At 73.5% G+C, this 13,401-nt stretch carries 10 protein-coding genes; 4 read left to right on the forward strand and 6 right to left on the reverse strand.

What is annotated here, in order from left to right:
- The first annotated feature begins 11 nt into the window (after nt 1-11).
- Both ABGB06_RS06480 and ABGB06_RS06485 read left to right on the forward strand, forming a co-directional pair.
- Nucleotides 12-215, forward strand: coding sequence for an SPOR domain-containing protein (locus ABGB06_RS06480; protein ID WP_347586144.1), 204 nt, complete (start codon nt 12-14; stop codon nt 213-215).
- Between the two features lie 90 nt (nt 216-305).
- A complete protein-coding gene (locus tag ABGB06_RS06485; RefSeq protein WP_347586146.1) occupies nt 306-2,828 on the forward strand; it encodes a SpoIIE family protein phosphatase in 2,523 nt (840 codons plus the stop codon).
- Between the two features lie 133 nt (nt 2,829-2,961).
- Here the strand turns inward: ABGB06_RS06485 and ABGB06_RS06490 are convergent, their stop codons facing one another.
- Complete coding sequence (locus ABGB06_RS06490) at nt 2,962-3,714, reverse strand: GntR family transcriptional regulator (protein WP_347586147.1); 753 nt, start codon at nt 3,712-3,714, stop codon at nt 2,962-2,964.
- 237 nt (nt 3,715-3,951) lie between these two features.
- A complete protein-coding gene (locus ABGB06_RS06495) occupies nt 3,952-5,049 on the reverse strand; it encodes an LCP family protein (RefSeq protein WP_347586149.1) in 1,098 nt (365 codons plus the stop codon).
- 181 nt (nt 5,050-5,230) lie between these two features.
- Here ABGB06_RS06495 and ABGB06_RS06500 point away from each other — a divergent pair, with 181 nt between their 5' ends.
- Nucleotides 5,231-6,226 (forward strand): glycosyltransferase family 2 protein, encoded by a 996-nt coding sequence (locus ABGB06_RS06500; protein ID WP_347586589.1) that lies wholly within the window; start codon nt 5,231-5,233, stop codon nt 6,224-6,226.
- On the opposite strand, the gene ABGB06_RS06505 is transcribed toward ABGB06_RS06500, so the two are convergent.
- From ABGB06_RS06505 to ABGB06_RS06520, 4 genes are all read right to left on the reverse strand, one after another.
- On the reverse strand, nt 6,214-7,941 hold the full coding sequence (locus ABGB06_RS06505) for an LCP family protein (protein ID WP_347586151.1): 1,728 nt from the start codon (nt 7,939-7,941) through the stop codon (nt 6,214-6,216). The genes ABGB06_RS06500 and ABGB06_RS06505 overlap by 13 nt on opposite strands.
- A 67-nt stretch (nt 7,942-8,008) precedes the next feature.
- Nucleotides 8,009-9,754, reverse strand: a complete 1,746-nt coding sequence (locus ABGB06_RS06510; RefSeq protein WP_347586153.1) for an LCP family protein — start codon at nt 9,752-9,754, stop codon at nt 8,009-8,011.
- A 164-nt stretch (nt 9,755-9,918) separates the two neighbouring features.
- Entirely contained in the window at nt 9,919-11,100 is a 1,182-nt protein-coding gene (locus ABGB06_RS06515; RefSeq protein ID WP_347586155.1) for an LCP family protein, read from the reverse strand.
- A 39-nt stretch (nt 11,101-11,139) separates the two neighbouring features.
- Nucleotides 11,140-11,892 carry a TIGR03089 family protein gene (locus ABGB06_RS06520; RefSeq protein WP_347586157.1) on the reverse strand — a complete coding sequence of 251 codons (753 nt, stop codon included), beginning with the start codon at nt 11,890-11,892 and terminating at the stop codon, nt 11,140-11,142.
- Between the two features lie 90 nt (nt 11,893-11,982).
- Between ABGB06_RS06520 and ABGB06_RS06525 the strand changes: the two genes are divergently transcribed.
- Nucleotides 11,983-13,284: an N-acetylmuramoyl-L-alanine amidase gene (locus ABGB06_RS06525; RefSeq protein WP_347586159.1), complete on the forward strand. Its 1,302-nt coding sequence runs from the start codon at nt 11,983-11,985 to the stop codon at nt 13,282-13,284.
- Nucleotides 13,285-13,401 lie beyond the last annotated feature (117 nt).

The raw sequence follows: 13,401 nt of genomic DNA on the forward strand, positions 1-13,401 counted from the left end.
GGGGGTGAGGAATGAACGGCAGCAACCTGCGCCCGTGGCAGGTGATCCGGCAAGACGAAAACGGTGGTCGCTATCGCATAGGCCACTGCGCGACGCGCGCCGAGGCGCACCGGCTCATCCGGCGACTCGAATCGGGCGCCGCGGCGCACTCCGCAGGCGCCCCGGCTCACTACCTCGTGGAGCGCGTCGAGCCGGGGGTCCGCGCGCACCGTTGAGCCCCGGCGGCGGCACCGACAGGCACGGTGACGCCACCGGGGCACAATCGTCCTTATGGGACATTTCCTCCCCTGCGGCAGGCCGAGGCCGTGAACCACCGCCCCGCCCCGCTCCGCTCACCGCTCGACGAGCTGCCGGTCGGCATCGTCGTGCTGGACGAGTCCGGCGCGGTCCTGCTGTGGGGCCCGATGAACGAGACGATCCTGGGCTGGTCCGCGGCGGAGGTGCTCGGCCGGCGCCTGTCGGAGCTGGCCCCCGAGGGCGGGGAGGCGTCCGTCGCCGAGGTCTACCGGGAGCCGCTCAGCGGGCGGTACTGGCGCGGGTCGCTGGCGCTGCGCCACCGGGACGGGCACCCGGTCCGGCTGGAGGGCCGGGGCTCGCTCGCGCGGCGGACCGACGGAAATCCCTCCATTCTCGCCATTCTCGCCGAGGCCCACTGGGTGGAGGGCATCGAACAGGAGCTGGCGGCGCTGGACGCCCTGTTCACGGCCTCGCCGCTGGGCATGGCGATCTTCGACCCGGAACGGCGCTACGTCCGGGTCAACGAGTCCCTCGTCCGAATGGACGACACGACCGAGGCCGAGATCCTCGGCCGGACCGCGCTCGACGTGCTGTCACCGCCGCTGTCCCAGGAGCTCCACAAACTCCTGGGACAGGTGCTGGACACCGGCCGACCCGTGACCGACCTGGTCACCGCCTCCCCGGACGGCAAGGGCTCCCGGTCGGTCTCCCTCGGCCAGCTGACCGACCGGGCCGGGCGGCGGCTGGGGGTCAGCTGCACCGTCATGGACATCACCGGGCGCCGCGAGGCCATGGCCAAGGTGGAGCGGGCCCGCGAGGAGCTGGCGCTGCTGAACGACGTCGGCCGCGCGCTGAGCGACCTGCTGGACGTGCGCGCCATCACCGAGGCGCTCGCCCGGGTGCTGGTACCCCGGTATGCCGACTACGCCACCGTGGCGCTGCTGCGTCCCGTGCTGCGCGGCGACGCGCTGCCCGAGCCGGCCGCCCTGGCCGGCCAGCAGCTGGTCCGGGTCGCGGTCGGCGCCCGGGACCGCACCCCCGCCGTCGACCGGTGGCTGGAACCGGGCGAGGAACTGCCCGTGTCGGCGGAGAACGTGCTGGGCGCCGCCCTGATCAGCGGCACCCCTCATCTGCTCACCTCCGCGGCCGAGATCTCCTCGCTGTCGCCTCTGGAGGCCAAGGCGCGCATGGCGCACGACCTCGGCGTCCACTCGATGATCAGCGTGCCGCTGCCGGCCCGCGGCACCATGCTGGGGTTGCTGACGGTCACCCGGGCCGGCCGGCGCGCGCCGTTCGACCAGCACGACCTGACGCTCACCACCGAACTGGCCGCCCGGGCCGGTGTCTCGCTGGACAACGCCCGCCTCTACGCCGGTGAGCGCGAGCGGGCCGTCACCCTCCAGCATGACCTGCTGCCGCGGGCCCTTCCCCGGTTGCCCGGTGTCAGCGTCAGCCACCGGTACGTGCCCAGCGGCATCGCGGCGGAGGTCGGTGGCGACTGGTTCGATCTCCTCCCGCTGGCCGGGGGCCGCGTGGCCCTCGTGGTCGGCGACGTCACCGGGCACGGGTTGCGCGCGGCGGCCACCATGGGCCGGCTGCGGACCGCCATCCGCACGCTCGCCGCGCTCGACCTGCCGCCGGGTGAGCTGCTCCGCCGGATGAGCAAGCTGAGCGGGGACATCGCCAGGGATCCGCACCATCCGCTGATGGCCACCTGTGTGTATGCCGTCTACGACCCGGCGGCCCGGGTCTGCACGCTGGCCAGGGCCGGCCATCTGCCGCCCGTGCTGTTCGCCCCGGATCCGGGCACCGGCCTGTGGGGCGCCCGGCCGCTCGACCTGCCCTCCGGCACGCCGCTCGGCGTGGACAGCCTGCTGGGGATGCGGGACGGCACGTTCGAGGAGCGGAGCTTCGAGGTGCCCCGGGACGCGGTGCTCGTGCTGTACACGGACGGGCTGATCGAGTCGCGCGGCGAGGACATCGGCGTCGGGCTGCGTCGGCTGTGCACCCAGCTGACCCGCGCCGCCCGCCCCGGCGGGCCGCTGGAACCGCTGTGCGACGACGTCATCGCGACCCTGCGACCGGAGGCCGTGGGCCCGCCGCACGGCGGCGGGACCGGGCCCGAGGACGACATCGCGCTGCTCGTCGCCCGGCTCGACGGGCTGCCCGGCGACGCGGTCGTCAGCCGGACCTTCCCGGCCCGGCGCCAGGCGGTCCGGGCCGCCCGCCACGCGGTGCGCCGGGCCCTGGACGACTGGGGCCTGGGGGCGCTGGCGGAGCGGGCCGAACTGCTGGTCAGCGAGTTGGTCACCAACGCGGTGCGGCATGCGGACGGCCCGATCGGGCTGCGCATGGTGCGCGGCGGTTCGTTGCTGGTGGAGGTCACCGACGCGCCCTCAGGCGTGACGGACCTGGGAGGCGTCCCCATGCCGGAGCCGGCCCGCGGGGCCGCGCTCGACGACGAGGGCGACGACGGGCTGCCGCTGGTGGCCGTGACCGCCCGCCTCTGGGGCACCCGGCGAGGCCCGGACGGCAGGACCGTCTGGTTCGAACTGGCGCTGCCCGACGTCGGAGGCCCGGACCCGCCCTGAGGGAGGTCGGGCACGAGCGTTGTCGGTGGTGGTCCGGGCCTGATCGCGGGCGACGACCTCCCGTGTGGCGAAGGCGCCGGGTTCCGAACGCACGGAGGCCCCTCGTGTCCCACCGGAAGGGGCCCGGCAAGGGCTAACGCACCGGGAGGTGGTACCCGACCCGGTACCGGTCGGCGGGGATGACCACGTCGGCCGTCTCCACCGGGAGGCTGCCGGCCCGGAAGGTGCGCGCGATGACCAGCACCGAATGCCCGGGGACGGCCCCGAGCAGCCGGGCCTCGGCGGCCAGGGCCGGGCGCGCCAGCACGTCCTCGGCGACGTTGTCCACCACCAGGTCGATGGCGGCCATCCGCTCCACCACCCCGCGGCCGGCCAGCGGGCCCTCCTCCGGCAGCATCACCGGGGTGCGGGCGGTGAGCCGCAGCGGCTCGTACGAGGTGGACAGCATCGCGATCTCGCCGCCGCTGCGGAACGCGTACCTGGTGCACATCACCGGGTCGCCCGGCTCGATGTGCAGCCGCCGGGCGATCGCCTCGCCCGCCTCGGCCCGCTCGCTGTGCGCCTCCCAGGTGCCGCGCACCCGCTCGTCGGTCTGCTCCTGGCGGAACGGCGAGGACTCGCCGAGCGTGCGGTACCCGCTGCGGCAGATGCGACGCGGCTCCGGCCGCTCCCTGACGTACGTCCCCGAGCCCGAGCGCCCCTCGACGAGGCCCTCGGCCATCAGCACCTTGCGGGCCTCCAGCGCGACCGTGTCGGACACGCCGTACCGGGTGCGGATGCTGGCCTGTGAGGGCAGCCTGGAGTGCGGCGGCAGGGTGCCGTTGGCGATCTGTTGTCGAAGGTCGTCCGCGACCCGGAGATACGCGGGCTGCTCACCGAACGGCACCGGCCCCTCCCAGGGGTTCTCCCGATTTCGTGCGTTTTTCGTGCGTTATCGCGTGGTTGTAGCGCTGACAAGCAGCAACAGCTTGACGACACAGGGTCGCCACCCGCAAGGCCCGGCCATGGATTCACCCGAAGTGATGACCAGCGGCCCCGGTGCCCCGGCGCGCGGGGTACGCCCTGGTCAGCGCGGCGGCGCCCACCCGATCGGGTGGCCGGCGGAGCCGGCGGAGCTCCCGCGCTACCCGCAGGTCCCGCCGTTCTGCCCGTCGCTCTCCGACCCGTCGCCGACGGGCCGGCTCGGGTCGATCGGCTGTCCCTTCCGGAGTGCGTCGAACAGGCGCTCCGCCGGCTCCGCGTCCCAGACCACGGCCGTGCCGCCGTTCGGCAGCTCGCGCTCCCGCTCGGCCAGCGGCACGGAGACGAACTCGGCGTCCGACGGGCTGATCTCCCGCATCGCCTCGGCGAGTTCCACCATCTCCGCGATGTCGAAGTCCGGGTCGACGCGCACCGAGTCGAGCAGCGCCTCGGCGGCACCGGTGACCCGGGCGGGGTTGAGCAGCACACCGCTGCTGGCGATCCGGTCCAGGAAGGCGGCGAGGAACTCCTGCTGACGTTCCATCCGACCGACGTCGGAGGTGCCGTCCACATGCCGGGCGCGCACGTAGGCGAGGGCCTCGGCGCCGTCCAGGGTGTGGGCGCCGGCCGGCAGGTCGAGCCCGGCGGGCTCGTCCCGCAGCGGCCGGGTGGTGCACACCGGCACGCCCCCCACCTCGTCCACCGCCCGCACGAAGCCGGCGAAGTCCAGCTCCAGGTAGTGGTCCACCCGCAGGCCGGCGAGCCGCTCCACGGTGCTCACCATCAGCGCGGGGCCGCCGTGCGAGAGGGCCGCGTTGAGCTTGTCGGCGTGCGGCTCGTGATGGCCGCCCGTGGGCGCGAACTCGTGCGCCGGCAGTTCGGCGTAGGAGTCGCGCGGCAGGCTCACCACCGTCAGCCGGTCGCGCGAGGCGGGCAGGTGGAGCAGCATGACGGTGTCGGCGCAGTAGCAGGAGACGTCGCCCAGGTGGTAGGTGTCGCGCTCCCGCTCGCTGAGGTCCTCCCGCGAGTCGGTGCCGATCAACAGCATCGTGAGGCCGTCGCCCGCGTCGGGGCGCTGGCCGTCGGGCAGGCCCTGGAACGGATCGACCCGCTCCAGGCCCCGCTCGGCCGAGTCGACCATCGCGTGGCCGACCCCGCTCGCCGCCAGCACCAGCAGGGCCAGCGTCGCGGTGGTCCGCAGCGCCAGCCGGCGAAGCCGGGGGTGGGGTGCGCAGCGGCGGCCTGGCGGTCTGGCGGGCATCGTCGAACACCTCCACGTCGGCCGCGGATGCGGCGGATGGGCAGGGCAGCCACCGTATGCAGATACGATCTACAGCCCGGGGGCGGCGCGCGTCGAGGTCCCCCGTTCGCGGTAACGTGAGCCGGTGACCATCGCCGATCCCGATGCCTCCCGCGACGTGGCCGAGGCCGTGTCAGTGATCATGCCGGTGCTCAACGAGGAGCGGCATCTGCGCAGCTCCGTGCGGCACATCCTGGAACAGGACTTCCCCGGCGAGATCGAGGTGGTGATCGCGCTCGGTCCGTCCACCGACCGGACCGACGAGATCGCCGCCGAGCTGGTGGCCGAGGACCCGCGGGTACGGACGGTGCCCAACCCGACCGGACGCACCCCGGCCGGGCTGAACGCCGCGATCGCCGCGTCCCGGCACCCCGTGGTGGTGCGGGTGGACGGGCACGGCATGCTCTCGCCGAACTACATCACCACCGCGGTGCGGCTGCTGGCGGAGAAGGGCGCGGCCAACGTCGGCGGCATCATGCACGCCGAGGGCGAGACGGCCTGGGAGCGCGCGGTGGCGGCAGCCATGACCTCCAGGATCGGGGTGGGCAACGCCGCGTTCCACACCGGCGGCCAGGCCGGCGAGGCCGAGACGGTCTATCTGGGGGTGTTCCGGCGCGCGGTGCTGGAGCAGCAGGGCGGGTACAACGAGGAGTTCGTCCGCGCCCAGGACTGGGAGCTGAACTTCCGCATCCGGCAGGCCGGCGGGCTCATCTGGTTCTCGCCCGAGCTGCTGGTGTCCTACCGGCCGCGTCCCTCGGTCGGGGCGCTGGCCCTCCAGTACCGCAACTACGGACGGTGGCGGCGCGTGGTGGCCCGCTACCATCCGGGCTCGATCAACCCGCGCTACCTCGCGCCCCCCGCGGCGCTCGTCGCCATCGTGCTGGGCCTGCTCGGCGGGCTGCTCACCCCGTGGGCGCTGGTGGTGCCCGCCGGATACCTGCTCGGCATCGGGGCGGGCTCGCTACCGACCGGCCGCGGCCTGCCGCTCGCGGTGCGGGCGCGGATCCCGGTGGCCCTGGCGACGATGCACATGTCCTGGGGCTGGGGGTTCCTGACCAGCCCGCGGAAGCTGGCGCGGCGGGTCATCGCCTCCCGCCGGGCGCCGGTCTCCGACCCGCACGACCGTCACCAGGTGTAGTACGGGTTGACCGCCATGCAGTCGTTCCGGTTGTCCTCGCCGGAGTGGACGTCCTCCGGGTCGAGCGCCGCTCCCCCGCCGCCCGAGCCGCCGGTTTCGGCCGAGCCGTCGTCCGACTGCTCCGGATAGCTGGTGCCCTCGCGCCAGTCGGCGCCGATGACCAGGGTGATTCCCACCTCGGTGGGCGAGACGCGCACCGCCGACGCGGGCAGGCCGAGCGCCGTGGCGACCGCCTCGGCGTTGGGCCGGTCGGCCTCCGTCGGATACAGCACGCTGCTGGCCGCCTCGGACCCGAGCGTCTCGTCGGTCGCCGCCGCGGTGAAGCCGAGCTGGTACAGCTGGTCGGTGATGTCGGCGGCGCGGCCGTCCACGGGCGGCAGCCCGTCGTAGCCGGTGGCGTTCCGCACGGTGATCGCGATCTGCTCGGCCGGGTCGGCGGCCTCCGTGGGCTCGGCGTCGTCCGCGTTCTCGCCACCCTGCTGGTCGTCCCCGTCACCGGCCGGCTCGTCCAGCGCGCTGTCCTCGCGCACCAGGGAGAACAGCGCCTCCGCCTCCACCGGGTCGGGTATCACCGTGACCTCGGGATCCTCCGGGTCGGGGAGCCAGGGCATGGTGATCGAGTTGATCCGGTCGCTCGGCACCCGGCGCAGGTCCTCGCCGAGGTCGTAGAGCTTGTTGACGGTGCCGATGCCGTGGTCGACGACCAGCGCGTTGGTAGCGGCCTCGGCCAGGTCCATCAGCTGGCCGGGGTTGGTCAGCGAGGTGCCCTCCTGCAGCTCGTGCGCCATGTTGCTCAGGTACATCTGCTGGGCCCTGGTCCGGTCGACGTCGCTGCCGTTGGAGAAGCCGTGCCGGGTGCGCAGCCACTGCAACGCCTCCTCGCCCTCGAGGATGTGGTCCCCCGCCTCCAGGCGCAGCCCCGAATCCTCGTCGTAGACGTTGTCCTGCACGCAGACCGGGACGCCGCCGACCGCGTCGGCCATGTCCACCACACCGGCGAAGTCGACCATCATGAAGTGGTCGATGGGGATGCCGGTCAGCGCCTCCCAGGTGGCGACCGTGCAGCCGGGGCCGCCGTGCGAGAGCGAGGTGTTGATGGACGCCGACAGCTCCTCCGGATACACCTCACCGGTTTCCGGATCGGTGCAGCGGGGAATGGTGACCTGGGTGTCGCGAGGCACGCTGATCAGCGTGATGTTGCTCCGGTCGGCCGAGGCGTGCAGCAGCATCTGGGTGTCCGCGCGGTGCGCGCCCCCGGCGAGGTCCCTGGCACCGCCGAGGTCCTGGTTCTCCTCGCCGTCGCGGGAGTCGGAGCCCAGCAGCAGGATGTTCAACGGGGTCTGGCCGGCCGCGTTGGGCTCGGCCCGGTCCAACTGGCTGTCCCCGAGGTTGAGCTCCGCCTTCTCGATGTTGCCGTTCAGGTGGCGGATGTACAGCCAGCCGGCGACGGCGACGGCGGCGACGAGGAACGCGAGCGAGCCGGCGGTCCACACCAGGACGCGGCGCCATCTCGGTTTGGGGGGTTTCTTCCCCCTTCTGCCGCTCCTCGCGGCGCGCGCGCCCTTCGCGGTCCGCGCGTCCGGTTCGTGCTGCTGGTCCTGGCCGGGTCCGTCCCCGTCCGCCGGCTCGTCGGCGGGCACCACGCGGGTGCCGAGTGGGGCCGTGTCGTCGCCCCGGCGCTCCTCGTTGGCGCCGGATATGCCACTCCTCCGCACAATGATCCCCCCATTTCGGTTGGCGTCACTCGACTTCGCCCGCCCCCGCGGGTGGTCTGCTCGGGTCTCAGGAGGCGCAGACGTCCCTGTCATCCGCCGTGATGCTGTCAACGTCGTCCGGCATCTGCGCCGGCCCTTCGATGGGCTGGCCGGCGCCGCTGAAGTCGTTGCCCAGGATCAGCACCATCGGCTCGTCGCCGGCGTTCTCCGTGCCCTCCTCGAGCGCGCGCTTCGGCAGGCCCATGAGGTCCGCGAGCCGAGCCGCCTGATCGGCCTGGTCAGGGCCGTACTCCAGGATGGTCTCGTCCTGTGGCTCCGCCGCGTTGCCCGCGTTCGTGGAGAGCGGCACGCCCTCGTCGTTCTGCAGCCAGGTGACGGTCTCCTGGGCGGCGCCGATCACGTCGCCGCCGTTGTACACGTCGACCCTGACCTCCTCGGCCGGGGCCATCTCCTGCTGGTTGCCGCCCCCGCCGTTGCCCTTGCCGCCGTCGTCGGTGGGCGAGACGTCCTGCTGGAGCATCCTGAAGATCGGCTCCGCCCGGGTCTCGTCCACGAGCACGGTGGCGCCGTCGGTGTTGTCGACCACGGGCAGGGTGACGAAGCTCATGTCGGACATGGGCACCTGGCCGAGGTCCTGGGACAGGTCGTAGAGCTTCCTGATGGTGTCGATGCCCTCGTCGACGGTGAGCGCCTTGGTGGCGGTGTCCGCGAGGTCCCACATCTTCGTGAGGCTCACGGAGTTGATCTCCCTGGCCAGGGAGGCCAGGAACTGCTGCTGCAGCTCGATGCGGCTGAGGTCGCTGCTGGTGCCCACCGAGTACCGGGTGCGAACGAAGGCCAGCGCCTCCTCGCCCTGGAGCTCGTGCCGGCCGGCCGGCAGGTCGAGATGCGACTTGGGGTCGTCGATGGGCTCGGCCAGACACACCTCGACTCCGCCCACGGCGGTGGACAGGTCCTTCACCGCGTTGAAGTCGGCCATGATGAAGTGGTCGATCTCGACGCCGACGAGATGCTCGACCGTGCGCCAGGTGCAGCCGGGATCGCGGCCGTCCACGCCCAGGCTGTAGTTGAAGTGGGTCTCCGCCGTGGCCGGTATGACCGTGGTGGTGCCGTCGTTGTTCCTGACCTCGCACTCGGGAATGTCGGTGATCAGGTCGCGCGGGATGCTCAGCGCGGTGGCGTGGGACCGGTCGGCGGAGAAGTGCATCAGCACGGTGGTGTCGGCGCGCCCCGAGTCGCCCTCGTTGCCGTACCCGGTGTTGCCCGAGCCCGTGCGGTCGTCGGTGCCGATGAAGAGGACGTTGACCGGCTCGCCGTCGCCGTACCCGGTCTCCTCGCCGACGACCTCCTTGCTTTCTATGTTCGCGTTGAGCCGCCAGTACATGTACCCGGCGAGGGCGCAGCCGGTGACCAGCAGCATCGCGAAGCTGCCCGCCACCCACATCAGGGCCTTCTTCTTCCCGCTGCGCCTGGGCTTGGGCTTGCGGCGGCTGTGCGGCGCCCGGCGGTCGCGCTGTCCCGGCACCGACCGGTCGCCGGTGGCACGGCCCCGCCCGGGTCGGTCGCCCGCCTCCGGGGGAGTTCGGTCGCCCGGAGACGACGTGCCGCGACGCTGTCGTGGCGGAGCGTCACCGGCTGAGGGCGTCGCCGGCGTGGCTGTCGTCGCCTGGTGGGAGGGGCGTCCCCCGTGCCCTACGTGTCCGGATCGCGGACCGTTCGCCCGCAACTCGTACTCGCCGGTGCTCGGGTTGAACACCCACTGGTCCGCCGGGTCGACCTCGCCGCCGGCTCCTCCGCGTCCCTGCGCGTCCACCTATCCGTGCGCCCTCCGTGTGCCCGTCTCCAGATTCAGACGGCTCACACTAGCCCCTGAGTTCCCGGCGCGGCGATGGCGGTGAGGGATTCCACCTGACGAGCGGGGGTAATCCTCCGGCTAGTTCCCCTTTTCGGGGTCTTTAGCGCGGCGTTGGCGACGACTTATTCGCAGCCGGTGACGGACGGTGCCTTCCCGTCGTCGGACGCCGCTCCCGGGAGCACCGGACGGTCCTGCCGCAGCCGTTGGTACAACTGGCTCGCGGCGGCGCTCGCGGTGGGCACGGTGAGCAGCTCGAAGGCCTCCGCCGGAACGCCCTGGACGTCGTGCACCAGGTCATAGATCTTTACAACGGAGTCAAGTTCGGTGTCGGTTGTGATCGATGCGGCGGCCGCGTCGAGCACCGGGAGAAGTTTCGCGGGATTGCGCAGCAGATCCTCGTCGGACACCTTCCGGACGAGCTGCTCCAGGAACTCCCGCTGGCCGGCGAGCAGGTCGCCGGAGGCGGGGGCCGGGCAGGGCGCCGGCCCGCCGATCGCCTCGACGATCCGTTGGAACCCCTCGACGTCGATGATGAGGTGGTGGTCCATCCGGATACCGGTCAGCTCCTCCAGGGTGCGGATGGTGCAGGCGGCGCCGCCGACCTGGTAGGCGCGCTCGAACGGCACCCGCGCCGGCTCGGCCGGGCCGCCCTCGGCGGCGTCGGCGTCCGCCCCGCGGTCCGCGCTCCCGTCGGCGCCCTCGTTGACGGTCTCGTCGGCGGTCTCGTCGGTGCCCTCGTCGGCGGTCTCGTCGGCGGCGTTCCCGGAGCCGTCCTCGGCGTCCCGGCCGGTGCAGTCGGGGAGCTCCACCGGCAGCTCGCCGGGGAAGGCCGCGGCCGTCGCGCTCTCCCGGTCACCCGCCAGATGCAGCAGGATCACCGTCTCGGCCGTCGAGTCCGCCGGATCGGTGCCGATCAGCAGCACGTTCAGCGCCTCGCCCGGCGCCGGCGGCGGTCGCTCCGCGGCACGGCGCTCCAGTTCGGCCGCGGTCTCCACGTCCGCCGTCAGATTTCCGTCGAGCCGACGCAGCAGCGCCCAGCCGAGCCCGGCGCCGGTCAGCAGCAGCGCGGCGAGGGCGAACGCGACCCAACGCAACCAGCGGCGTCCGAACCACCGACGCCGCCCGTCGGGGCCGTCCGGTCGGCGGAACCCGCCGGGACCGCGGGCCCCGGCGACCAACCCGCGCAGCAGGTGCGACGACGCCGACCACCACGACCACCACGGCCGGCACCGGCGCGCCCGGCGTTCGGCCGATCCGCGCGGCGGCGTGTCCCGGTGGTAGGCGGGCTGTCGCGGCACCCTCATGCTCACGATCCTGCGGGCGGCCCGCCGCCCCGGCCACCGTCAGGCGGCGAAGTGGGTGACGCGCTCGCTCGCCACCCGCGCGGCGCGCCCCGCCGCGTCCAGCAGTTCCGCGTTCCGGCAGAGCACCACGGACGCCCCGGCGGCCAACGGAGCCAGCAGGCCCTCCGAGAGCCCCGCCCAAGTGTCGTATCCGCTCAGCGACATCACCCGGTCGCCAGGCCCCAGGCCGCGTTGCCGCGCGTCCGCCCTGGCCAGCTCGACCAGCCGGCGCCCCGTCAGCTCCTGGCCCTCGACGCACAGCGCGGGATCGTCGGGCCCCGGCGGGTCGTAGGCCGCGAACGCGTCCGGCTGTCCCGGCGCGGCCACCGCGTAGTCGGCGAACCCGCTGGGCGGCTCGGGGAAGCGGGCGCCCAGCGGGCGGAGGCTGAGCGCCACCCGGTCGCCCGGACAGGCGAGCGCGGCGTCCAGCCGGTCGGGGCCGCTGACCGCGACGGCCGCCGCCGCGGCGTCGCCGTCCAGGTCCGCGACCGCGCCGGCGGCCGAGCAGGCCAGCACCCAGACGGCGGTCTGCCAGTGCGCCGGGAGCAGCAGGGTCACCCGGTCGCCGCGCTCGACGGCGAACTCGTCCTGCAGCAGGTTCGCGGTCTTGGCCACCCAGTTGGCGAGGGTCGCGGCGGAGAGCTCCACGCGCTCCCCGGTCGCGTCGTCGTAGTAGGTCACCAGGGGGCGGGCGGCGTCCGTGGCCAGCGCGGCGCCGAGGAGGCCGGCGGGCGTTTGATCGGTGGAGTTCATCGCCCGTCAGGGTACGCGGCGCGCCCGCGCGAACGCGGTCGGGTGATCATAAATGGACAGTCTTATGGCGATATGTCAAAGATCATTGTCATGCGTGCCTTTCTTCGTTCAGTGCACCGAGCGCGCCGCCGACCGGCCCGCGCCCTGCTCGTCGCCTGCGCGGCGACCCTCCTCGTTCCCCTGCTGCTACCGCTCGCCGGTGCCCAGGCGGCCGCCCCGGTCGCAGCGGCGGACGGCGTTCAGATCCTGCCCCTGCGACCGCTCGACGTGAGCACCAAGGCGGCCGGCGAGTCCGCGCCGGCGGCCGGCTCGCACGGGCTGCCCGCCACCAGGACGGAGCCGTTCTCGCTGCTCGGCGTCGTCTGGACGGACCCGGCCGCCGAGCTGAACGGGCGGGCCGAGGTCCGGACCCGGGACATGGCCACCGGAGAGTGGTCCGAGTGGCAGCCGCTGGAACCACAGCAGGACCACGCCCCCGACCCGGGTTCGGCGGAGTCCGCCGACGAGGGGCTGCGCGGCGGCACCGCCCCGCTGTGGGTCGGCGAGTCGGACGCCGTCGAGGTCCGGGTGGTCCCCGAGGACGGCGGCGAACCCACCGCCGGCCTGCCGGACGGCCTGCACCTGCAACTGATCGACCCGGGCGAGGTCCCGGCCGACACGGCCGAGGTCACGGAGATCGAGGCCGAGGACGCGACCGCCACCGGATCCGGCGCCGAGCCCGGCACGGAGGGGTCCGAGTCGGGCTCGGACCCGAGCGACCCGAGCGACCCGGGCACCGGGACGGAGGAGACGCCCACGCCCAGCGCCGACCACGTCGGTCCCCGGCCGGCCATCGTGACCCGCGCCGGCTGGGGCGCCGACGAGTCGCTGCGCGAGGAGGAGTTCCTCTACACCGACGACGTCCGCACCGCCTTCGTGCACCACACCGCGGGCAGCAACGACTACGCCTGCCAGGAGGCGGACGCGGTCATCCGGGCCATCTACAGCTACCACCTGAGCCTGGGCTGGCGGGACGTCGGCTACAACTTCTTCGTCGACCGCTGCGGCACCATCTACGAGGGCCGCGCCGGCGGCGTGACCGAACCGGTGATGGGCGCCCACACCTACGGCCACAACCACAACAGCATGGGCGTCGCCGTCCTCGGCAGCTACGGCACCACCCAGCCCGCCAAGCGCGCCGTGGAGGCCGTGTCGCAGCTCCTCGCCTGGAAGCTGGGCCTGTTCGACACCAACCCGCTGGGCGCGGCCGACCGCATCTCCGGCGGCGAGGACGTCAGGCTGGACAACGTGTCCGGACACCGGGACGGGTATGCCACCGACTGCCCGGGCGACCAGCTCTACGACGAGCTGCCCACCATCCGCGAGCTCGCCGCCGAGCTGCAGGGCCGCTAGCGGGCGGCCCGCCCCCCGCGACCCGATCCACCGTCACGAGCCCGATCCACCGTCACGAGCCAGGCCCAGGAGACGTTCACCCACCCCGTCGGGGCGCGCGGCGCGCCCCGACGGGGT

This window comes from Streptomyces sp. B6B3 (genome assembly GCF_039871525.1).
GTDB lineage: Bacteria > Actinomycetota > Actinomycetes > Streptomycetales > Streptomycetaceae > Streptomyces.